The organism is Tsukamurella ocularis, from assembly GCF_965138335.1.
GTDB classification, from domain to species: Bacteria; Actinomycetota; Actinomycetes; order Mycobacteriales; family Mycobacteriaceae; genus Tsukamurella; species Tsukamurella ocularis_A.
The window spans coordinates 1-20,974 of record NZ_CBCSDV010000016.1 but is presented as its reverse complement, the minus strand read 5'-3'; the positions used below and the strand labels follow the sequence as shown (position 1 = coordinate 20,974).

Sequence of the window (20,974 nt, the reverse complement as noted above, 5' to 3'; positions counted from 1 at the left end):
TCGGAGGAACATGACCGAGCCGATCCGCGTGGCCCTCGTGGGCTGCGGCAACATCGCCCTGGGCTTCCACATCCCCGCGTACCTCGCCGCCGACGACCGGTTCCGCATCGTCGGTATCGCCGATCCGACCCCGGAGCGGCTCGAACTGGGCCGCGCCGCCGCGGGACTCGCTCCCGAACAGGTGCACGCGGACGTCGCCGAACTGCTAGCCCGCGACGACGTCGACGCGCTCGACCTGTGCACCCCGCAGCACCTGCACCGCGACGTCGCGGTCGCCGCCGCCCGCGCCGGCAAACATGTGCTGTGCGAGAAGCCGATCGCCGCCGTTCCCGCGGACGCCGAGGCCATGCGCGCCGCCGCCGAGGAGACGGGAACGGTGCTCGCGGTGGTCGCCAATTACCTGTTCTTCCCGGAGGTGATTGCACTCAGGGCGATCATCGACTCCGGCGAGCTGGGCGAGATCCGCACCGCCCGCGTCGACATGCTGGGCGTGAAGGACCTGCCGGGCGCGGCGGGCTACAGGCCCACATGGCGGCACGATCCCGCGCAGGCGGGAGGGGGCGTGCTGGTCGACATGCTGCACGGGGTGTACCTCGCCGAGGCCCTCCTCGGCGCCCGCGCGGAACGCGTCTCCGCATTCGTCGACAGCGCGACCGACGGCGATGCCGTCGACGGACTCGCACTGTGCCGCCTCGAAGCCGGTCGCCGCGTCGCGCTGGTGAACATCGCCTGGGGCAGGGGCCAGGGCGGCATCGCGGTCGAGGGGGACCGCGGCCGGGCCGTCGCGCACTACCGGGCGGACGGGACGATGCCGTGGGCCCCGTTCGAATCCCTCACCGTCACCACGGAGTCCGGGACCCGCACCGTCGACCTCCCGCCGGGCGCCGAACTGGAGCCGCTCATCGCCGCGTCGATGCGGGACACCGTGCTCGACTTCGCCGACGCGATCGCCGGTGGCGGCGCGCCCGTCGTCGACCCCGCCGCGGCCCGCCACATCCTCGAGATCACGGTCGCCGCGTACGCGTCCGGCGCCCTGGGCGCGACGGTGCCCCTCCCGCTGGACGGTGCCCTCTTCGCCTCGGGCGTGGCGGGCCTCGCCGACATCGGGGTGCCGGACGACTCCTTCGTGCGGCGTCGCGGCCTGTTCGGGCTCTCGGCGCCGGCCGCGTCCGGGATCGGAGGCTGACGTGCAGATCGGACTGCTCACCGACAGCCTCCGCGAGCGCACGCACGGAGAGGCCGCCGAATCCGTCGCGCCGGCCGTCGAGACGCTGCGCGCAGCGCAGAGCATGGAGGAGGTGCGATGAGCAGGACCCGCATCGCGGTGCTGGGCTGCGGACGGATCGGGCGGGTGCACGCCGATTCCGTCGCAGTGAGCCACCGTGCCGAGCTGACCCGGGTCTTCGACCCGATCGCGGCGGCGGCGAAGGAGGTCGGCGAGCGCTACGGCGCTTCCTGGACCACCGATGTCGAGGAGGTCCTCGCGGCGGACGACGTGGACGCCGTCGTCGTCGCCTCGCCGACCCCGACGCACGTCGAGTTGCTCACTCGCGCGGTCCGGTCGGGCCGGACCGTACTGTGCGAGAAGCCCATCGACCTCGACATCGCCCGGGTCGACGCCTGCCGCGCCGATCTCGGCGATCTCACGCGCCGGGTGATGCTCGGCTTCAACCGGCGGTTCGACTCCTCGTTCGCCGAGGTCCGCCGCCGGGTCGGCGCGGGTGAGATCGGCCCGCTGGAGCAACTCACCATCGTCAGTCGTGACCCCGCGCCGCCGCCGGCGGACTACATCGCCTCCTCGGGCGGACTGTTCCGGGACATGATGATTCACGATCTCGACCTGGCCAGGTTCTTCCTCGGCGACGTGGTGGCCGTGTCGGCGCTCGGATCGAACCTGGTGTCCGCGGAGATCGGCGCGGCCGGCGACGTCGACGGCGCCATGGTCGTCCTCCGCGGAGCGGGCGGTCAGTTGGCCACGATCACCAACTCCCGGCGCTGTGCGTACGGCTACGACCAGCGCCTGGAGGCCTTCGGCGCGCGGGGCGCGCTCAGCGCGGCCAACCAGCACGCGACCTCCGTGAGCTTCTCCGGAGCTGAGTACACCGGTGCTGCGGGACCGGTGCTGAATTTCTTCCTGGACCGCTACACCCCGGCTTATCGCGCCGAGCTCGACGCCTTCGTCACGATGACCGAGACCGGCGGCGCGGCATCGCCCGGGTTCGACGACGGCCGGGCGGCCCTGCTGCTCGCGGACGCCGCCGCGGAATCGCTGCGTACCGGAGCGGTGGTGGACCTCCGGGCGTGACCGGGTCCGTCACCGCCGGGCAGTGGCGTGTTCGCCGGCCGTCGCCGGGAGCCTAAGTGCTCCGACGAGGGGCAGGAGGAGCACGGCGGCGAAGGGCAGGAACGCGATCCGGTAGCCGAGTTCGACGGCGTCCGGCCCGGCCAGGCTCGTACCGAGGCGCACGGCTGCGGCCGCCGCGGCGATGCCCAGGGCCGTCCCCACCTGCTGCAGCGTGGCGGACAGGCTGTTCGCCGTGGGAAGCAGGTCGTGGGGAACGTCGGCGAACATGACGGTGTTGTAGGCGCTGAAGCCGATGGACCGGACGGCCCCGGAGAACACCAGGAGCGCGGCGATGACCGGCGTCGGTGTGGCGGCGCCGATCCCGGCGAAGGTGAGCAGCGCGGCCGCGCCCGCGACGATCGACCACACCAGGGTGCGCCGGAATCCCAGCATCCGGATGATCGGCGTCGTGAGCGGCTTGATCCCGAGGTTGCCGACGAAGACCGCCGTCACCATCGCGCCCGCCGCGGCGGCGGTCCAACCGAACCCGGCCTGGAAGAGGAGCACGAAGAGGAACGGCGCCCCGGTGATCACGAGCCGATAGACCGATCCGCTCACATTGCCGGCGCGGAAGGTCGCGATGCGCATCACCGCGGGGTCGAACAGCGGGTGCGCGCGCCGGGTCATGCCGCGGGCCGCGGTCCCGGCGAGGACGACGGCGGCCACGAGCAGCGCGGCGACCGTCGCCGCCCGCCCGCCGTGCAGCAGTTCGACGCCGCCGGTCAGACACACGACCGCGCCCGCGGTAGCGAGGTAGCCCCAGCGGTCGAGCGGGGACCGGATCGGCGCGTCGTTCTGCGGGATCAGGAACGCGCCGCCGATCGCCAGCGCCACGCCGATCGGCACGTTGAGCACGAAGATCCACCGCCACCCCAGGGCGTCGGTGATGACGCCTCCGAGCAAGGGCGCGATCACCGGCGCGACGAGGGACGGCCACGTCAGGTAGGCCATCGCCGCGAGCAGATCGGTGGCGCGCACCGACCGCAGCACCGCGATCCGGCCGACGGGGATCATCAGGGCACCGGCCGCTCCCTGCCCGATGCGGAAAAGGCACAGCCACAGCAGGTCCGGTGCCAGCGCGCAGGCCACCGAAGCCGCGGTGAAGCCGGCGACCGACAGGAAGAAGACGCGCCGCGTGCCGTACCGCTCCGCGATCCACCCCGCGGCGGGGATCGCGACGGCCACCGCGAGGAGGTAACCGACGATCGCGGGGCTGATCCCCGCGGGGGTCAGCCCGAAGTCGCGGGCGACCGCCGGCGCGGCGGTCTGCAGCACAGTCCCGTCGAGGTTCTCGAGGAACAGCGCGCCCGCCACGAGGAGCGCGAGCGGGCGGCTGAAGCTCGAGGCCTCGCGCCGACGGAGGCGCACATCGAAGCGCATCATGTCCATATGTTCGGTCAAATACTGTTGAGGTGCAAGTTTCAGTCGTATGCGCCGCAGACCTGCTGGTCCCAGTCGATCACCGAGCCGGTGACCACGCCGCTGCGATCCGAGAGCAGGAAGGCCACCGCGGCGGCCGCGTCCGCGGCGGAGGCGAGGCGGCCCGCGGGCAGCTCGCGGCCCGCGCGCTCGGCCCAGTCATCGGGGGCGTCGTGGAACCGCTTCTGCACCAGGGCCTCGCCCTCCGTCTCGGTCCAGCCGATGTTGAGACCGTTGATCCGGATCCGGTCGAAGCGGTGCGCGTGGGCCGCGTTCCTGGTGAGTCCGATCAGCCCGGCTTTGGCCGCGACGTACGGGGCAAGGTAGGGCTGCCCGCCGTGCGCCGACATCGAGATGATGTTCACGACGGTGCCGGGGGCGTGCCGCGCCCGCATGTCGCGGACCGCGGCGGCCATGGTGAAGAAGGGCGCCCGGAGATTGATCGCGATGTGCTCGTCGAAGAGCTCGGGCGTGGTCTCCGTGAGCGTGCCGCGCGAGGTGAGTCCGGCCGCGTTGCACAGGCAGTCGATCCGGCCGTACCCCTCGACGACCGCGTCCACCGACCCTGTGGCCTGCGCCGGATCGGCGGCGTCGGCGCGCACGAACAGCGCCTCCACCCCGTCCGCCGCGAGTTCGGCGCGCAGTGCGTCTCCGGCGGCAGCGTCCCTCCCGGTGAAGGCGACGCGGGCCCCCGCGGCGGCGGCCTCACGGACGACCGCGGCACCCACACCCCGGGTGCCGCCCGACACGAGCACCACCTTGTCCGCCAGATCGGCGGGCCGCGCGGTCACGGGCGGTGCCGCTCGTCGAGAGCGGCCAGCTCGGCCGCGAAGGCGTCCGGCGAGAGGCCGGCGTCGAGCGCCCGGCGGGTCAGCTCCGCCTGCGTCTCGCCGTGCATGCCACCGAGCGGCTGGTCCCGGTCCAGGTTCGACGGGAACGCGTATCCCTCGGCGGAGGCCGCGACCAGGTTCTCCACGGCGCGGGAATCTCCGGCCGCGGCGAGTGTCTGCAGTTGCGGGTACACCGCCCGGAGGATCGCGGACCGGTCCACGGCGTCCATGGCACGGCCGAACGCCGAGCTGATCTGCAACAGGTTCGCCATCCGGCGGATGCCCGCCGACCGGTTCGAGCCCGCGGCGTGGAACAGCGCGGGGTTGAAGAACACCGCGTCGCCGGCGCGGAGCGGGAGCTGCACGTGGTTCGCCTCGAAGTACTCCCGGAACTCCGGGAGGTTGAAGGCCAGGTAGCCGGGCTCGTAGCGTTGCGAGTACGGCAGGTACAGCGTGGGGCCCGACGAGACGGGCATATCGACCTGCGCGACGGCGCCCTGCAGCGTGAGCGCGGGGGACAGCAGGTGCGTGTGCCGCCGGAAGAGCTTCGCGGTCTCGGGCTCCATGAAGCCGAGGTGGTAGTCGCGGTGCGGGGACTGCGCCGTCCCGCCGGGGTTGACCACGTTGATCGCCGAGGTGACCTGATACATCGGGCCCAGCCACGCGGTCGCGACGAGTGCGAGGACGTCGTTGGCGTAGTAGCGGGCGAAGGACGCCGGGGCGCGCAGTGCGTGCTTCTGCAGGGCGTTCCAGATCCGGTCGTTGGCGCCCGGCGCGGCGAAGTGATCGCCGCCGCCGGAACCCATCGCACGCTGCTCGGCGATCATCGTGGTGAACAACTCGGTCGACGTGTGCAGGCCGTGCCGTTCGTCGAAGGCGCCGTCGAAGACGACGATGCCGGGGCCCGTGAGCAGCGCCCGTGCCAGTTCGTCGGACAGCTCGTCGCGCGCGTCCGGATCGCCCGCGGCCTCGATGGCCGCAGCGCCGTAGCAGAGGACCCCGCGCACCGCCCGGTCCGCGTAGGGGTAGAGGGCGAGGTCGGTCTCGGTCTCGAGTTGCGCCGTGAACTCCTCCAGGCGGCAGTCGGCCTCGCTGATGCGGCCGGCGCGCCGGACCGCGGTGGTGAGGTTGTTGACATATCGGTCGTCCTGACGTCGATGTGAAGCGGGAGTGGGGAATCGGTGCCCGGCCCCGGTTTCATCGTGGCAAGCTGTCGGGGTTCCGGATAGTCCGGAAATCCCTCAAGAATCCCTCAGCGCGAGGAGGTCTGCAGTGGCGCACACCCACCCGGTCCGCGAGATCGCGCGGCAGGCGGGCGTCAGCGAGGCCACTGTCGATCGCGTACTGCACGGCCGTGCCGGGGTGCGCGAGGGGACGGCGGCGCAGGTCCGGCAGGCGATCGCGGACCTCGACCGGCAGCGCTCGCAGCTGCGGCTGTCGGGGCGGCGGTTCATGCTCGATCTCGTCATGGAGACGCCGCGTCGTTTCTCGGATCTCACCCGCGCCGCGCTGGAGGCCGAGCTCCCCACCCTGCGCCCCGCGATCTTCCGCGCCCGCTATCACGTGCGCGAGTCCTGGGGGCACGAGGAACTGATCGGGGAGCTCGACGGCATCGCGCGCCGCGGCAGCCACGGCGTCGTCCTCAAGGCTCCGGACACGCCCGCGGTCGCGGCGGCGATCGCGCGCCTCACCGCGCGCCGGATCCCCGTCGTCACGGTGGTCACCGACGTCCCGCAGAGCACGCGGATCGCGTACGTGGGCATGGACAACCGTGCAGCCGGCGCAACGGCGGCGCACCTCGTCACACAGTGGGTGGGGGAGTCCACCGGGGCGCTGCTCGTCGTCACCAGTGGCCGGCTGTTCCGGGGCGAGGAGGAGCGGGAGACGGGTTTCCGCACTGAGATCCTCCGGACCGATCCGGTGCGGCGGATCGTCGGTATCGATGACACGGGCGGCCTCGACGCGGTGAGCCGTCGTGAGGTGGCGGCGGTGCTCGCTCGCGAGCCCGCCATCGCCGCGGTCTACTCGCCCGGAGGCGGGAACCGCGGGATCATCGGCGCCTTCGACGACGCCGGGCGGTCCTACAGCGGCTTCATCGGTCACGACCTGGCCGAATCGAATCGCGAGCTGTTGCTGGCGGGCCGGATCTCGGCGGTGCTGCATCACGATCTGCGGGCGGACATGCGCGGCGCCGCACACGCGATCATGGCCTTCCACGGCGCGATCGACGGTCCGCACCGGCCGCGGCCCACCGCGATCCAGATCGTCGTGCCGCCCAATCTCGCGGCGGTGGACGGCTAGCGGCTGAACACCGAGACGTCGAAGAAGTAGCGGGAGGCGCGGTACACGTGCCGGCCCAGTTCGATGGCGGTGCCGGACTCGTTGAAGGCCACGCGCTGCATGGTGAGCACGGCGCCGCCCGCGGGCTCGTCGAGCAGCCGGGATTCGTCGTCGTCGGAGATCCGCGCGCCGATCCGCTGCTGCGCCTGGGCGATCGTGATGCCGCGGCCGCGCAGGCACTGGTACAGGCCCTTGCTCTGCAGTTCGTCCGGGGCCGGAGCGAGCTCGGCGGGGATGTAGTTGGTGAGGATCGCCAGGGGCACGTCGTCCGCGCTGCGCAGGCGGCGGATCGAGACCACCTGCGCGTCGTGCTCGATGCCCAGTTCGTCCGCGATCTCCTCGTCGGGCCGGCCCAGTCGATAGTCGAGCAGCTCCGTCGACGGGGTCTGGCCCGCGGCGATGAGGTCCTCGTAGAGGCTCGTGAGCTCGACCGCGCGGTGCACCTCGTTGCGCACCACCTGCGTGCCGACGCCGCGCTTGCGCACGAGCAGCCCCTTGTCCACGAGGGCCTGGATGGCCTGCCGCGCCGTGGGGCGGGACAGGGTCAGCCGCTTCGCGAGGTCGATCTCGTTCTCGATCCGGTCCCCGGGCACGAGTTCGCCGTTCAGGATGGACCGTTCGAGGGCCTGTGCCAGCTGGTAGTACAGCGGTACGGGACTCGTACGGTCCAGTTCGACCGAGACCGGGGCAGGCGACATGCGATGCAGTCTAGTGCACCGATGCTGGAAATGCTGACGTTGATCATCGTTTGTTCGTACAATCGCGCCTTGACCGACGACACGCCTTATGTCCGCACATATGTCGGTCATGTTCGTCCGACCGGGCCAACTGCGGAGCGGGCGAGTCGGCAACAAGAGCGGAGTTCTCGCAGCTAGGAGCCTATTGAAGATTGTCGGTATCTTCTGTTAGATTGACAGGACAAATGAGCGGGAGTGATCCACGTCTCGTTCGGGACCAGGGCTAAGGAGGGCCTCCCACATGACTGACGCCGGTACGCACGGTGCGCCGTTCGACCTGATCACCATCGGGCGGGTGGGGGTCGACATCTACCCGCTGCAGGACGGTGTCGGGCTCGACCTGGTCGAGACCTTCGGCAAGTACCTCGGGGGCAGCGCGACCAACGTGGCCGTCGCCGCCGCCCGCCACGGCCGACGGTCCGCGGTCATCACGGCGACCGGTGCGGATCCGTTCGGACGCTTCGTCCACCAGGAGCTGCTGCGCCTCGGCGTCGACGACCGCTACGTCGGCGAGGTCCGGGGCCTGAACACCCCCGTCACCTTCTGCGAGATCTTCCCGCCCGACGACTTCCCGCTCTACTTCTACCGCGACCCGATCGCGCCCGACCTCATGCTCGACGACGACGCGCTCGACCTCGACGCGATCCGGTCGGCGAAGATCTTCTGGGCCACCGTGACCGGCCTGTCGCGCGAGCCCAGCCGCTCCGCGCACCACACCGCGTGGAACGCGCGCGGACGCGCGCCGCTGACCGTGCTCGACCTCGACTACCGGCCGATGTTCTGGGAGTCCGCCGAGGTCGCGAGCCAGGAGGTCGGCAAGGCCCTCGAGCACGTCACCGTCGCCATCGGCAACCGCGAGGAGTGCGAGGTCGCCGTCGGCGAGACCGAGCCCGATCGCGCCGCCGACGCCCTGCTCGAGCGCGGCGTCGAACTCGCGGTGGTCAAGCAGGGGCCGAAGGGCGTCCTGGCGAAGACCCGCGACGAGCGCGTCGAGGTCGCCCCGCACTTCGTCGAGGTGATCAACGGCCTCGGCGCAGGCGACGGCTTCGGCGGCGCCGTCTGCCACGGCCTGCTCGCCGGCTGGCCGCTCGAGCGCGTGCTCCGGTTCGCCAACGTCGCGGGCGCCATCGTCGCCTCGCGGCGCGAATGCTCGACCGCCATGCCCACCACCGCCGAGGTGGAGACCGTCATCGAGGAACGAGGCGCCGACCATGTCTGATCCCACCGTCACCACGCCCGGTCCGCTCGGCGCAGCCGATTTCGACCGCCTGCGCGCCGCTCGGCACGAGAACCCCGACGCCATCGCCGACGTACTGGGTGCGCGGCTCCGTCGCCCCCTCGTGCGCGGTGACCGCAGGCTGCTCATCGTGGCCGCGGACCACCCCGCCCGCGGCGCCCTGGGCGTCGGCTCCGACGCGATGGCGATGGCCGATCGGTACGAGCTGCTGCAGCGGATGGCGCTCGCGCTCTCCCGGCCCGGGGTCGACGGTGTGCTCGGCACCCCCGATGTCATCGAGGACCTCGCCCTACTGGGTCTACTGGACGACAAGATCGTGGTCGGCTCCATGAACCGCGGCGGCCTGCGCGGGGCGGCGTTCGAGATGGACGACCGGTACACCGCCTACGACGTGCCCGCGATGCGGCGCGCGGGCCTCGACTTCGGCAAGCTGCTCGTGCGCGTCGACCTCGAGGACCCCGGCACCGTCGCCACGCTCGAGGCCACGGCCCGCGCGGTCGACGCCGCGGCGGCAGCGAAGCTACCGATCATGCTGGAGCCCTTCATGAGTCGGCGCACCGACGGGAGGATCGGCAACGACCTCTCCACCGATGCCGTCATCAACTCGGTCGCGATCGCCTCCGGGCTCGGCAACACCTCCGCGTACAGCTGGCTCAAGCTCCCGGTGGTCGACGACATGGAGCGCGTGATGGCGGCGACCACGCTGCCCACGCTGCTCCTGGGCGGCGATCCCGGTGGCGACCCCGCGGCCGTCTACGCCTCGTGGGCCAAGGCCCTCGCTCTGCCCGGCGTGCACGGCCTCGTCGTCGGCCGCACCCTGCTCTACCCCCGCGACGGCGACGTGACCGCCGCCGTCGACACCGCCGCCGGCCTCGTGCACGGCGCCTGACCCACCACCCGCACCACTCCGCGAAGGAGCCCGCTCCATGACCACCACCGAGACCCTCACCGTCGTCCCGCACTGGATCGACGGCGCCGAGTACCCGTCCACCAGCGGCCGTACGGCCGACGTCTACGACCCCGCGCTCGGTGTCGTGACCAAGCGCGTCGCCCTTGCCGACCGCGCCGAGATCGACGCCGCCGTGGCGTCCGCCAAGCAGGCCTCGGTGAGCTGGGGGGACCTCTCCCTCGCGAGGCGCCAGTCGGTGCTGTTCGCGTTCCGCGAGCTGCTCAACGCCCGCAAGGGCGAGCTCGCCGAGATCATCACCAGCGAGCACGGCAAGGTGCTCTCCGACGCGCTCGGCGAGATCAGCCGCGGCCAGGAGGTCGTCGAATTCGCCTGCGGGATGGCCGATCACCTCAAGGGCGAGTACAGCGAGCAGGTCTCCACCGGGATCGACGTCTACTCCACCCGCCAGCCCCTCGGCGTGGTCGCGGTGATCAGCCCGTTCAACTTCCCGGCCATGGTGCCGGCGTGGTTCTTCCCGATCGCGATCGCCGCCGGCAACGCCGTCGTGCTCAAGCCCAGCGAGAAGGACCCGTCGGCCGCGATCTGGATCGCGGAGCTGTGGCGCGAGGCCGGCCTGCCCGAGGGCGTCTTCACCGTGCTCAACGGTGACAAGGAGGCCGTCGACGGCCTACTGACCCACCCGGACGTCGCCGCCGTCTCGTTCGTCGGCTCGACGCCGATCGCCCGGTACGTCTACGAGACCGCCACCGCGCGCGGCAAGCGCGTCCAGGCGCTCGGCGGCGCCAAGAATCACATGCTGGTGCTGCCCGACGCCGACCTCGCGCTCACCGCGGACGCCGCCATCAACGCCGGCTTCGGTTCGGCCGGTGAGCGCTGCATGGCCATCTCGGTCGTCGTCGCCGTCGAGCCCGTCGCGGACGCCCTGATCGCGGAGATCACCTCCCGCATGGCCGGTCTTCGGATCGGTGACGGCCGCCGCGGTTGCGACATGGGGCCCCTGGTCACCGAAGCGCACCGGGACAAGGTCGCCTCGTACATCGACGTCGCGCTCGAGGACGGCGCGGACGTCGTCGTCGACGGCCGGGAGGTGAACCCCGACGGCGACGCGAGCGGCTTCTGGTTGGGCCCCACCCTGATCGACCGGGTGCCCACCACCTCGCGCGTGTACACCGAGGAGATCTTCGGGCCCGTGCTCGCGATCGTCCGCGTCGCCTCGTACGAGGAGGGGGTGGACCTCATCAACGCCGGCGCGTTCGGCAACGGCACCGCGATCTTCACCAACGACGGTGGCGCGGCGCGCCGGTTCCAGAAGGACATCCGCGTCGGGATGGTGGGTATCAACGTGCCGATCCCGGTCCCCGTGGCCACCTTCAGCTTCGGCGGTTGGAAGGACTCGATGTTCGGCGACACCAAAGCGCACGGCGCCGAGGGCGTGAAGTTCTTCACCCAGCTCAAGGCGATCACCAGCCGGTGGCTCGATCCCAGCCACGGCGGCGTCGACCTGGGATTCCCCCAGAACGACTGACGCGAACTTCATTCCGGCAGCAACATCGTCCGCGAGGACGTGAACGAGAGAGGACGGCGATGGCGACGACGCCCAACGAGTGGTTCCATCCCCGCGGCGCCCTGGCGCGCGACGGATGGGAATCCGTGGTCGATGGTTCCCTCCCCGGATGGGCGCACACCGGGATCCGCGTCGCGGACCTCGGCGCGGAACCGATGACGCTGCCGGGCGGTGACATCGAGCGCATCGTCGTGCCGCTGTCGGGCGGCGTCGTCGTCGAGCTCGACGCGGCCGCGGCGGCGGGCTTCGACGGGGGCACCGTCGTCGACCTCCCCGGGCGGGCCTCCGTCTTCGACGGACCGACCGACGTCCTGTACGTCGGCGCCGGTGGCGGGTTCACCCTCCGCGGTCCCGCGCGCGTGGCGATCGCGGAGGCCCCGACCTCGCAGCGCCGCCCCACGCGGCACGTGGCCGCGGGGGAGGTGCCCGTCGAGGTGCGCGGCGCCGGCCGGGACACCCGGCAGGTGCACAACTTCGGCACGCCCGGCGCGCTCGACGCGGCCGCACTCATCGTGTGCGAGGTGATCACGCCCGGCGGGAACTGGAGCAGCCACCCCGCCCACAAGCACGACGAACACGTCGCCGGCCACGAGTCCCGGCTCGAGGAGATCTACTACTTCGAGGCGGCCCCCGCCCGCGGCCTGCCCGCCGGGACCGTGCCCGAGACCGCCGACGCCTTCGGCAGTTTCGTCACGTATTCGTCGGCGGCGGGGGAGATCGACACCAACGCGCTCGTCCGCACCGGCGACATCGCCCTCGTGCCCTACGGCTACCACGGCCCCGCGATGGCCGCACCCGAGTACGACCTCTACTACCTCAACGTCATGGCCGGGCCCGACCCCGAACGGGTCTGGCTGATCAGCGACGACCCGCGCCAGGCATGGCTGCGGGACACCTGGCCCGCACAGGCCCCCGACCCGCGGCTGCCCTACGCGGCCGCACCGACCGAAGGAGACGAGCGATGAGCACCCGGCGGATGACCGTGGGCCAGGCCCTCATCGAGTTCCTGGCGCACCAGTGGACCGTGGACGAGACGGTGCTCGCCGACGGAACGGTGAGTACCGTGCGGGAGCGCACCGTGCCCGCGACCTTCGGCATCTTCGGCCACGGGAACGTCGCCGGCGTGGGGCAGGCGCTGCTGCAGTCCGCCGCGACCGACCCCGGCCTCATGCCCTACCACCAGGCCCGCAACGAGCAGGCGATGGTGCACCAGGCCGTCGGCTACGCCCGGATGCACCGCCGGCGCGGCACGTACGCGTGCACCGCCTCCGTGGGCCCGGGCGCCGCGAACATGCTCACCGGTGCGGCGCTCGCGACCGCGAACCGGCTGCCCGCGCTGCTCCTGGTCTCCGACACGTTCGCCACCCGCGTCGCGGACCCGGTGCTGCAGCAGCTCGAGCATCCGCACGACATCGGCCTGCAGGTCTCCGACGCCTTCCGTCCCCTGTCGAAGTTCTTCGACCGCGTGCAGCGGCCCGAGCAGCTGTTCTCCATCGCGCTCGCTGCGATGCGCGTGCTGACCGACCCCGCGGAGACCGGCGCCGTGACCATCGCGCTGCCCGAGGACGTCCAGGCCGAGGCCGTGGACGTGCCCGAGGAGTTCCTCGCCGACCGGGAATGGCACCTGCGCCGGCCCCTGCCCGAGCGCGGCCCCCTGGCCCGCGCCGCCGCCGCGATCCGCGACGCGCGGCGTCCCCTCATCGTCGCGGGCGGCGGCGTGCTCTACGCGGGCGCCGAGGACGAGCTGCGGCGGTTCGCGGAGGCCACGTCGATCCCCGTCGGGACCACGCAGGCGGGCGGCGGCGTGCTGGCCTGGGACCATCCGCTGAACCTCGGCGGCGTGGGCGCCACCGGCACCGCCGCCGCGAACGCGATCGCGGCGCAGGCCGACGTGATCATCGGCATCGGCACCCGGTACAGCGATTTCACCACCGCGAGCCGGACGGCCTTCCAGGACGCCGGGGTGCGCTTCGTGAACCTCAACGTCGCCTCCTTCGACGCCTACAAGCACGGCTCCCAGTTGCCGCTCATCGCCGATGCCCGCGAGGGCCTCGCCGCGCTGCGCGCGGAGCTCGCCGACTACCGCGTCCCCCCGGAGTCCGTCGCCGCGGCCGCTGCGGCCAAGGCCGACTGGGATGCCGTCGTCGACGTCGCCCTCGCGCCCACCGGCGCCGATCTGCCGGGCCAGCCGGAGGTCATCGGCGCGGTGCACGCCGCGATGGATCCGGCCGACGTGATCATCCAGGCCGCCGGCTCCCTCCCGGGTGACCTGCAGAAGCTGTGGCGCGTGCGGGATCCGCTCGGGTACCACGTCGAATACGCGTTCTCCTGCATGGGATACGAGATCGCCGGCGGCCTCGGGGCCAAGCGTGGTCTCCTCGCCCTCGGCGACGACCGGGACGTCGTCGTCATGGTCGGCGACGGCTCGTACCTCATGCTCAACAGCGAGTTGGTGACCGCCGTCGCCGAGGGCATCAAGCTCATCGTCGTCATCGTCGAGAACCAGGGCTACGCCTCGATCGGCCACCTCTCGGAGACCGTCGGCTCGCAGCGCTTCGGCACCCGGTACCGCACGGCGGACGAGTCCACCGGCGTCCCCGCGCCGGATCTCGAGCGCGGCGGCTTCCTGCCCGTCGATCTGGCGGCGAACGCCCGCAGCTACGGCGCCCGGGTGATCGACATCGCGCCAGGGCCCGGTTCCGTCGCGGAGCTCACCGAGGCCGTCCGCGCCGCCAAGGCGGCGTCGGGGCCGACCGTGATCCAGATCCACAACGACCCCTTCGTGTACGCCCCCGAGGGCAACGGCTGGTGGGACGTCCCGGTCGCCGAGGTCTCCTCGATCGACAGCACCGCCACCGCCCGCGCCGAGTACCTCGACCAGCAGAAGGCGCAGCGGCCCCTCCTCGGCTGAGCTGCGCTCCACCCACTTCCAGATCCGACGTAAGGACCACCGCCATGACCGACACCCTGGGCACCACCGCCTCCTCCGCCGCCCATACCGAGGGCCTGCGCATCGGCACCGCCCCCGATTCGTGGGGCGTCTGGTTCCCCGACCACCCGCGGCAGACACCGTGGGAGCGCTTCCTCGACGAGGTGGCCGAGGCCGGATACCACTACATCGAACTCGGACCGTACGGGTACCTGCCGACGGATCCCGAGCGCCTGCGCGACGAGCTCGACAAGCGCGACCTCGAGCTGTCCGGTGGCACCATCTTCACCGGCTTCCACAAGGGCGCCGACCAGTGGGACCGCGCCTGGCAGCAGGTGAGCGACGTCGCGACCCTCGTGGGCGCCCTGGGCGCCGAGCACATCGTCGTGATCCCCGACCTGTGGCGCTCGGACCTGACCGGCGAGGCCCTCGAGGCGCGCACGCTGGACGACGAGCAGTGGAAGGCCCTCGCGGCCGGCCACGACCGCCTCGGCAAGGCCCTGGCCGAGGAGTACGGGATCAAGCAGCAGTTCCACTCCCACGCCGACAGCCACGTCGGCACCACCGGCGAGGTCGAGCGCCTGCTCGCCGAGACCGACCCGCGGTACCTCAACCTGTGCCTGGACACCGGCCATTTCGCCTATTACGGCGGTGACAACGTCGCGCTCATGCAGCGTCATCCGGAGCGCATCGGCTACCTGCACCTCAAGCAGATCGACCCGGCGCTGATCTGGGAGGTGCTCAAGAACGACACCCCGTTCGCCGACGCGGCGTCCGCGATCATGGTCGAGCCGCCGAACGGCATCCCGGACTTCGCCCCCGTCATCGAGGCGGCGCTACGGATCAACCCGGACCTGTTCGCCATCGTCGAGCAGGACATGCCCGGCTGCGACATCGACCTCCCCGCGGGCATCGCGACCCGCACCCGGCAGCACATCTTCGGCTGCCACCCGCTCACCCGCACGCACTGACATCCACGCAGGATCCACACAGAGAGAAGCCCTGAGATGAGCACTGACCTTCGCGTCGCCGTTGTGGGCGCCGGGATGATGGGCGCCGATCACGTCCAGCGCATCGCCACCACCATCGCGGGGGCGACCGTCTCCGCCGTCGTCGAGCCCGATGGGGCCCGCCGGGCCGCCGCGCTCGAACTCGCCCCCGGCGCGGCGGGTTTCGCCGACCTCGACGCGGCGCTCGCGTCGGGTGTCGTCGACGCCGTCCTGGTCGCCACCCCCGGACAGTTCCACGAGGAGGCGTTGCTGAAGGTCCTCGCCGCGGGGCTGCCCGTGCTGTGCGAGAAGCCGCTCACCCAGGACCCCGAATCCTCCTGGCGCGTGGTCGAGGCCGAGATGGCCGGTGGCCGGCAGCTGATCCAGGTCGGCTTCATGCGGCGTTTCGACCGCGAGTACGAGGAGCTGCGAAAGGTGGTGGCCGCGAAGCCCGCCGGCGAGCTCGTCATGCTGCACGCCCGCCACCGCAACGCGTCGGTGCCCGAGAGCTACGTGCAGACCATGCTCATCAACGACTCCGTGGTGCACGAGTTCGACGTGGTGCCGTGGCTGGCCGGTGGTGTCGTCACCTCGGTCGAGGTGAAGTACCCGCGCCGCAACTCGCGGAGCCCCGAGCACCTGCGCGAGCCGATCCTCGTGCTGATGGAGCTCGACAACGGCGTGCTCGTCGACGTCGAGATGAACGTCTCCATCGACTTCGGCTACCAGGTCGAGACCGAGGCGGTCTTCGAGCAGGGCGTCGCCCGCATCGGCGAGCCCGCGGGGCTGCAGATGTGGCAGCGGGGCCGGTTCTCGGTCGCCGACCACGCGGACTTCACCACGCGGTTCCGCGAGGCCTACGACCGACAGGTGCAGGCCTGGGTCGACGCCGCCAAGGCGGGCACCATCGCCGGCCCCTCGGCGTTCGACGGCTACAAGGTGGCCGTGTGCTGCGCGGCCGGGGTGAAGGCACTGGAGACGACGGGCCCCGTGCCCGTCGAGCTCCCGGAGATGCCGGCGTTCTACGCCGAGCGCGGCTAGGGGGGGCACCGTGGTTCGCATCGCTCTCGATCCCACGCCGTACCACTCGACGCACGACTTCGAGGACTTCTTCGACGTGGCCGCCAAGGCCGGATACGAGTGGATCCAGCTGACCCCGCACGCCGATTTCATCCCGTTCTTCGCGCACCCGCGGGTGGACCGGGCGCAGCTCGCGCGGGTGCGTAAGCGCGCCGCCGACGCAGGCGTCGGGATCACCTCCCTGCTGCCCGTGCAGCGCATCTCGTGGCCCGACGAGCCGCAGCGCGAGAGCGCCGTGCGGAACTTCCGGCGCATCATCGCGATCGCCGCCGAGCTCGAGGTCCCGGTGATCAACACCGAGTTCAGCGGACGGCCCGAGCGCGCAGAGGAGTCCGAGGCCGGCTTCTACCGGAGCATGGAGGAGCTCGTCCCGCTCCTCGAACGGGAGGGCGTCACGCTCAACATCGACCCGCACCCCGACGATTTCGTCGAGGACGGCCTGGCCGCCTGGCGGATCATCCGCGGGCTGGACACCCCCGCCGTCGGCTTCGTGTACGTGGGCAGCCACACCTTCCACTACGGGGACCGCGCCGCGTCGCTGATCCCGGAGCTGGGGGAGCGGCTCGGCGCCGTGTACGCGGCCGACACCTTCGACCACCACCGGTCGCACGGCCTGCGGTACATCACCAACCCGCCGGGCAACGCCGTGCGCGTGCACCAGCACCTCACCATCGGCGACGGTGACGTGGACTGGGACCAGCTGTTCGCACAGCTCGGCGCCTCCGGCTTCCTCGCGCGCGAGGAAGCCATCATCTGCTCCAACGTCTTCGCCGAGGACGAACGCGCCGATGAGGTCTCCGCGCTCCAGCTGGAGAAGATCCGCGCGCTGGTCGCGGCGCACTCGTGAGCGGGTGCGCCGCGCACGGCGACTACCCTGGACGTCGTGACTGAGTCTTCCGCCGCACCGTCGAACGCCGCCGCGCCCGGGGCCGTGCGCGTGCGCTTCTGCCCGTCGCCCACCGGTACCCCGCACGTCGGCATGGTGCGCACCGCACTGTTCAACTTCGCCCACGCGCGACACACCGGCGGCACCTTCGTCTTCCGCATCGAGGACACGGACGCCGCCCGCGACAGCGAGGAGAGCTACGCCGCGATCCTCGAGTCGCTGCGCTGGCTCGGACTCGACTGGGACGAGGGGCCCGAGGTCGGCGGGCCCTACGGTCCGTACCGCCAGTCGGAGCGCAAGGACCTGCACCTGGACGTCGTGCGGCGCCTCGTCGACGGCGGCCACGCCTACGAGGCCTTCTCGACGCCGGAGGAGGTGGAGGCGCGGCACGTCGCCGCCGGCCGCAACCCGAAGCTCGGTTATGACAACTTCGACCGTGACCTCACCGACGAGCAGAAGGCGGCCTTCGTCGCCGAGGGCCGGAGCCCCGTCGTGCGGCTGCGCATGCCCGACCACGACTTCACCTGGAACGACATGGTGCGCGGCGAGACCACCTTCGCTGCGGGCACCGTCCCGGACTTCGCCCTCACCCGCGCGAACGGCGACCCGCTGTACACCCTGGTCAACCCCGTCGACGACGCGATGATGAAGATCACGCACGTGCTGCGCGGCGAGGACCTGCTCAGCTCCACGCCGCGGCAGCTGGCGCTGTACGAGGCGCTGGAGCAGATCGGCGTCGCCGAGCGCACCCCCGAGTTCGGGCACCTCCCGTTCGTCATGGGGGAGGGGAACAAGAAGCTCTCCAAGCGCGACCCCGAGTCGAACCTCTTCCACCACCGCGACCGCGGCTTCATCCCCGAGGGGCTGCTCAACTACCTCGCCCTGCTGGGCTGGGGCATCTCGCCGGACAACGACGTCTTCAGCCTCGACGAGATGATCGCCGCTTTCGACGTGCACCGGGTCAACTCCAACCCGGCGCGCTTCGACCAGAAGAAGGCCGATGCGATCAACGCCGAGCACATCCGCCTGCTCGCGCCCGCGGACTTCGAGGGGCGCCTGCGCGCCTTCCTCGTCGAGCGGGGCTTCGTCGACGGTGCGCGCCTGGGTGACGAGTTCGCGACCGCGGCCGAGCTGGTGCAGACCCGCATCGTGGTGCTCTCGGACGCCTGGGACCTGCTGAAGTTCCTGTACGTGGACGAGGCCGACTTCGCCGTCGATCCCGCGGCCGCCGCCAAGAACATCAAGGCCGACGCCGGCCAGGTGCTCGACGAGAGCATCGCCGCGCTCGAGGGGCTCACGGACTGGACCACCGAGGCCGTCGAGGGGGCGCTGAAGGGCCGGCTCATCGACGAGCTGGAGCTCAAGCCGCGCAAGGCCTACGCCCCGATCCGCGTGGGCGTCACGGGCTCGCCCATCAGCCCGCCGCTGTTCGAGTCGCTGGAGCTGCTCGGCCGCGAGCGGACCCTGGGCCGCCTCGCGGCCGCCCGCGCGCTGGTGCCGGCCGACGGCGGCGCCCCGCAGTAGGGGATGACCTGGCGATTTGGCGTTCCCAGTGCGGCTGGGTAAGCTGGATCGCGGCTCAAAACGAGGTCGGAAACGACCTCGAGACGAGTCATTGGCCTATGGTGTAATTGGCAACACAGCTGATTCTGGTTCAGCCATTCTAGGTTCGAGTCCTGGTAGGCCAGCGTGACAGCGCCCTCCGCGTGCGGAGGGCGCAGTCCTAGCCCCCGTCGTCTAGCGGCCTAGGACGCCGCCCTCTCACGGCGGTAGCGTGGGTTCGAATCCCATCGGGGGTACGTTCGGTGCAGGTGTGCTACCTTCATCGGCATCGTCGAGGCGTCTCGTGCGCATCGGCAGCAGTTCTAGCCCCCGTCGTCTAGCGGCCTAGGACGCCGCCCTCTCACGGCGGTAGCGTGGGTTCGAATCCCATCGGGGGTACAACGGAAGGCCCGGATCCTGCGATCCGGGCCTTCGTCGTTTCCTCCCCGGCTATCCCACCGGCACCGCGCGCGGTGGTGCGGTGCGGTTCTCCTCGGTCAGGCCCGACGGGGTGAACGCCGCGGCGAGGCCGATCCCCAGCAGCGAGACCACGATGCCGCTGATCGCCGCCCACATCGCATCGGTGCCGATGCCGTACCCCTGCAGTACCGCCTGGAGCGCGGCGGTGGTGAGGTAGACGGCGTTGCGCCAGCGGGACTCGCAGTTGACGACCGCGATGAGCAGCGTGACGCCCGCGATCACCAGCGAGGTCCAGGCCGCGGCCCGGTTCCCCGGGATGAGGCCGCCCGCGGCCAGCAGCGTGACGAGCGGACCCGCGGTCGCGTACAGCGCGCGCCGGACCGAATCGGGGATCCTCCGCGGGAGGATCCGACTCCTGTTCTCCTCCATGATCTCCACCTCTTCCGTTCAGGCCGCCGGAGCGGCGCCGACTGCGCCGCCCGGGTCGGCGGCGGCGGCCGCGCCGACCACCGTGGTTCCATCGGGCGACCAGAACAGCCGCCCGTGCTCGAAGTCCTGCCGCACCCCGCCGTCGGCGAGTTTCATCTCGGACGAGATCGGCCATCCCAGGGGACCCTTCTCGTAGCCGTCGCGGGCCCACCGGGCGCCGATGACGCCCGTCACGAAGAAGCCCTGCACCGCGTCCCGGCGCCGGTACAGCACGCCCCGCTCGAAGGCTTCGACCTGACCTTCGGGCAGCTCGGTGTGGTCGACGACCGGGTATCCGAGCGGCCCGTTCTCCCGCTGGTACGTCGTATAGGACTCGAGCAGACGGGCCGGGACGGCGTGCGCGCCCGTGAGGGCGGTCCAGTAGACGGCGCCGCCCTGGAAGGCGGCGAACCAGCCGCGCCCGTCCGGGCAGGCGACCGCGACGAGGTCCTGCCGCGCGCCGAGCCAGTCGGCGTCCCGGGCGGCGGCCGCGGCGATCGCCGCCTCGGCCCGCGCCGCGGCGGCGATCGGTGGGGGCTCGGGCGCCGGACCCGCGGCGGCCGGAGCGGCGGCACCGTCGGCCTGCGCGTCGCCCACGGGCGCGCCGGCGCCGGTGAACGCGGCGACGTCGGCGGCGAAGAGGTCCCAGGGGAAGCCGTCGCCGACGTCGGTGTGCGACCCGATGCCCAGGGCGCGGGTCACGTACCGGTGGTCGCTGATGCCGTCGGTGACGCGGTACGGCGGCGCGATGACGGTCGTGGCGAAGCCGTACTTGCGGGCGTCCGCGACCGCGAGCCACGCCGCGATCGTGATGTCCCCGCGGCGTTCGAGCCAGTCCGCGCGGGTCCAGCCGGCGTGACTGCCCGCGAAGCACAGGTTGATGGTGTACGGATTCGCGGCGAGGACGCTCCACGAGGCGAAGTCGGTGTCGACGACGTCGCAGACGACGCCGTCCCGCACCGTGTAGTGGTAGCTGGCGCTGTGCGCGGCGTCGTTGCAGTATGCGGCGAGCCGCTCCGCGGTGCTGTTCCCCTCCTCGGTGTGCAGGAGGAAGTTCCGGATCACGGCGCCGTTGCGCGACGAGCGCGAGTCGCCCATCCGGTCCAGTTCGCTGTAGGCGGGTGCGGGGGACACGGCGACTCCGTTCGCGTCGTCTCGGGCGGGATCGGGTGCGGCCGCGACGAGGCGGTCGTAGAGCGCCTGTGCCTGCGGCATGCGCTCGTCGTAGCGGTCGGGGAAGGCGGACCGCTGGACCTGCTGGGCGTACCAGCCGGGCGGG

Annotated in this window: 18 protein-coding genes and 3 tRNA genes; 15 read left to right on the top strand and 6 right to left on the bottom strand. The window is 71.7% G+C overall.

All coding sequences use genetic code 11. The annotated features are described in order from the left end of the window. Nucleotides 1-10: 10 nt before the first annotated feature. Nucleotides 11-1,186 (top strand): Gfo/Idh/MocA family protein, encoded by a 1,176-nt coding sequence (locus ACNAYW_RS15075; RefSeq protein WP_415850493.1) that lies wholly within the window; start codon nucleotides 11-13, stop codon nucleotides 1,184-1,186. A 117-nt stretch (nucleotides 1,187-1,303) separates the two neighbouring features. Continuing rightward, nucleotides 1,304-2,305: an inositol 2-dehydrogenase gene (gene iolG / locus ACNAYW_RS15070; protein ID WP_415850492.1), complete on the top strand. Its 1,002-nt coding sequence runs from the start codon at nucleotides 1,304-1,306 to the stop codon at nucleotides 2,303-2,305. A gap of 9 nt (nucleotides 2,306-2,314) precedes the next feature. On the opposite strand, the gene ACNAYW_RS15065 is transcribed toward iolG, so the two are convergent. From ACNAYW_RS15065 to ACNAYW_RS15055, 3 genes are read right to left on the bottom strand one after another with little or no spacing between them, the layout of a single operon-like run. Then, on the bottom strand, nucleotides 2,315-3,727 hold the full coding sequence (locus ACNAYW_RS15065; protein WP_415850491.1) for an MFS transporter: 1,413 nt from the start codon (nucleotides 3,725-3,727) through the stop codon (nucleotides 2,315-2,317). Nucleotides 3,728-3,765: 38 nt separating this feature from the next. After that, the gene (locus tag ACNAYW_RS15060; protein WP_415850490.1) at nucleotides 3,766-4,554 is read right to left on the bottom strand and encodes an SDR family oxidoreductase; all 789 of its coding nucleotides are present in this window, start codon (nucleotides 4,552-4,554) and stop codon (nucleotides 3,766-3,768) included. Beyond that, nucleotides 4,551-5,690 carry a phytanoyl-CoA dioxygenase family protein gene (locus ACNAYW_RS15055; protein ID WP_415850577.1) on the bottom strand — a complete coding sequence of 380 codons (1,140 nt, stop codon included), beginning with the start codon at nucleotides 5,688-5,690 and terminating at the stop codon, nucleotides 4,551-4,553. The genes ACNAYW_RS15060 and ACNAYW_RS15055 overlap by 4 nt, the downstream gene beginning before the upstream one ends. Nucleotides 5,691-5,865: 175 nt before the next feature. On the opposite strand from ACNAYW_RS15055, the gene ACNAYW_RS15050 reads away from it, so the two are divergent. After that, nucleotides 5,866-6,894: a LacI family DNA-binding transcriptional regulator gene (locus tag ACNAYW_RS15050; protein WP_415850489.1), complete on the top strand. Its 1,029-nt coding sequence runs from the start codon at nucleotides 5,866-5,868 to the stop codon at nucleotides 6,892-6,894. On the opposite strand, the gene ACNAYW_RS15045 is transcribed toward ACNAYW_RS15050, so the two are convergent. Next, nucleotides 6,891-7,631, bottom strand: coding sequence for a GntR family transcriptional regulator (locus ACNAYW_RS15045; RefSeq protein WP_126196929.1), 741 nt, complete (start codon nucleotides 7,629-7,631; stop codon nucleotides 6,891-6,893). The two genes, ACNAYW_RS15050 and ACNAYW_RS15045, sit on opposite strands and share 4 nt — an antisense overlap. 280 nt (nucleotides 7,632-7,911) lie before the next feature. On the opposite strand from ACNAYW_RS15045, the gene iolC reads away from it, so the two are divergent. The 12 genes from iolC (at nucleotide 7,912) to ACNAYW_RS14985 (ending at nucleotide 19,206) form a co-directional block, all read left to right on the top strand. Continuing rightward, a complete protein-coding gene (iolC, locus tag ACNAYW_RS15040; protein WP_415850488.1) occupies nucleotides 7,912-8,889 on the top strand; it encodes a 5-dehydro-2-deoxygluconokinase in 978 nt (325 codons plus the stop codon). Beyond that, nucleotides 8,882-9,796 (top strand): Cgl0159 family (beta/alpha)8-fold protein, encoded by a 915-nt coding sequence (locus ACNAYW_RS15035; protein ID WP_415850487.1) that lies wholly within the window; start codon nucleotides 8,882-8,884, stop codon nucleotides 9,794-9,796. The genes iolC and ACNAYW_RS15035 overlap by 8 nt, the downstream gene beginning before the upstream one ends. Before the next feature lie 37 nt (nucleotides 9,797-9,833). Next, on the top strand, nucleotides 9,834-11,342 hold the full coding sequence (locus ACNAYW_RS15030) for a CoA-acylating methylmalonate-semialdehyde dehydrogenase (protein ID WP_415850486.1): 1,509 nt from the start codon (nucleotides 9,834-9,836) through the stop codon (nucleotides 11,340-11,342). Between the two features lie 59 nt (nucleotides 11,343-11,401). Then, the gene (gene iolB, locus ACNAYW_RS15025) at nucleotides 11,402-12,346 is read left to right on the top strand and encodes a 5-deoxy-glucuronate isomerase (protein WP_415850485.1); all 945 of its coding nucleotides are present in this window, start codon (nucleotides 11,402-11,404) and stop codon (nucleotides 12,344-12,346) included. Continuing rightward, nucleotides 12,343-14,292, top strand: coding sequence for a 3D-(3,5/4)-trihydroxycyclohexane-1,2-dione acylhydrolase (decyclizing) (gene iolD, locus ACNAYW_RS15020; protein WP_415850484.1), 1,950 nt, complete (start codon nucleotides 12,343-12,345; stop codon nucleotides 14,290-14,292). Before iolB ends, iolD begins: the two co-directional genes overlap by 4 nt. A gap of 44 nt (nucleotides 14,293-14,336) precedes the next feature. Beyond that, nucleotides 14,337-15,281, top strand: coding sequence for a sugar phosphate isomerase/epimerase family protein (locus ACNAYW_RS15015; protein ID WP_415850483.1), 945 nt, complete (start codon nucleotides 14,337-14,339; stop codon nucleotides 15,279-15,281). A 36-nt stretch (nucleotides 15,282-15,317) separates the two neighbouring features. Beyond that, nucleotides 15,318-16,340 (top strand): Gfo/Idh/MocA family protein, encoded by a 1,023-nt coding sequence (locus ACNAYW_RS15010; protein WP_415850482.1) that lies wholly within the window; start codon nucleotides 15,318-15,320, stop codon nucleotides 16,338-16,340. 10 nt (nucleotides 16,341-16,350) lie between these two features. Further along, entirely contained in the window at nucleotides 16,351-17,226 is an 876-nt protein-coding gene (locus tag ACNAYW_RS15005; protein ID WP_415850481.1) for a sugar phosphate isomerase/epimerase family protein, read from the top strand. A 36-nt stretch (nucleotides 17,227-17,262) separates the two neighbouring features. Beyond that, the gene (gene gltX / locus ACNAYW_RS15000) at nucleotides 17,263-18,789 is read left to right on the top strand and encodes a glutamate--tRNA ligase (RefSeq protein ID WP_415850480.1); all 1,527 of its coding nucleotides are present in this window, start codon (nucleotides 17,263-17,265) and stop codon (nucleotides 18,787-18,789) included. A 92-nt stretch (nucleotides 18,790-18,881) separates the two neighbouring features. Next, nucleotides 18,882-18,953 (top strand) — tRNA-Gln (locus ACNAYW_RS14995). Between the two features lie 38 nt (nucleotides 18,954-18,991). Then, nucleotides 18,992-19,064, top strand: a tRNA-Glu gene (locus ACNAYW_RS14990). A 69-nt stretch (nucleotides 19,065-19,133) separates the two neighbouring features. Further along, nucleotides 19,134-19,206, top strand: a tRNA-Glu gene (locus ACNAYW_RS14985). Nucleotides 19,207-19,257: 51 nt separating this feature from the next. Here ACNAYW_RS14985 and ACNAYW_RS14980 read toward each other — a convergent pair. Both ACNAYW_RS14980 and ACNAYW_RS14975 read right to left on the bottom strand, forming a co-directional pair. Beyond that, entirely contained in the window at nucleotides 19,258-19,656 is a 399-nt protein-coding gene (locus ACNAYW_RS14980) for a phage holin (RefSeq protein WP_415850479.1), read from the bottom strand. A gap of 18 nt (nucleotides 19,657-19,674) precedes the next feature. Continuing rightward, nucleotides 19,675-20,974 (bottom strand): N-acetylmuramoyl-L-alanine amidase (locus ACNAYW_RS14975; protein WP_415850478.1); only part of this gene is annotated, 1,300 nt, incomplete at its 5' end.

What these genes read in the sequence shown, in the direction of transcription:
- ACNAYW_RS15010 (WP_415850482.1), top strand. Translation starts at nt 15,318, where the DNA reads ATGAGCACTGACCTTCGCGTCGCCGTTGTGGGCGCCGGGATGATGGGC.
- iolD (WP_415850484.1), top strand. Translation starts at nt 12,343, where the DNA reads ATGAGCACCCGGCGGATGACCGTGGGCCAGGCCCTCATCGAGTTCCTG.
- iolB (WP_415850485.1), top strand. Translation starts at nt 11,402, where the DNA reads ATGGCGACGACGCCCAACGAGTGGTTCCATCCCCGCGGCGCCCTGGCG.
- iolG (WP_415850492.1), top strand. Translation starts at nt 1,304, where the DNA reads ATGAGCAGGACCCGCATCGCGGTGCTGGGCTGCGGACGGATCGGGCGG.
- ACNAYW_RS15075 (WP_415850493.1), top strand. Translation starts at nt 11, where the DNA reads ATGACCGAGCCGATCCGCGTGGCCCTCGTGGGCTGCGGCAACATCGCC.
- ACNAYW_RS14980 (WP_415850479.1), bottom strand. Translation starts at nt 19,656, where the DNA reads ATGGAGGAGAACAGGAGTCGGATCCTCCCGCGGAGGATCCCCGATTCG.
- ACNAYW_RS15065 (WP_415850491.1), bottom strand. Translation starts at nt 3,727, where the DNA reads ATGATGCGCTTCGATGTGCGCCTCCGTCGGCGCGAGGCCTCGAGCTTC.
- ACNAYW_RS15045 (WP_126196929.1), bottom strand. Translation starts at nt 7,631, where the DNA reads ATGTCGCCTGCCCCGGTCTCGGTCGAACTGGACCGTACGAGTCCCGTA.
- ACNAYW_RS15015 (WP_415850483.1), top strand. Translation starts at nt 14,337, where the DNA reads ATGACCGACACCCTGGGCACCACCGCCTCCTCCGCCGCCCATACCGAG.
- iolC (WP_415850488.1), top strand. Translation starts at nt 7,912, where the DNA reads ATGACTGACGCCGGTACGCACGGTGCGCCGTTCGACCTGATCACCATC.
- ACNAYW_RS15035 (WP_415850487.1), top strand. Translation starts at nt 8,882, where the DNA reads ATGTCTGATCCCACCGTCACCACGCCCGGTCCGCTCGGCGCAGCCGAT.
- ACNAYW_RS15030 (WP_415850486.1), top strand. Translation starts at nt 9,834, where the DNA reads ATGACCACCACCGAGACCCTCACCGTCGTCCCGCACTGGATCGACGGC.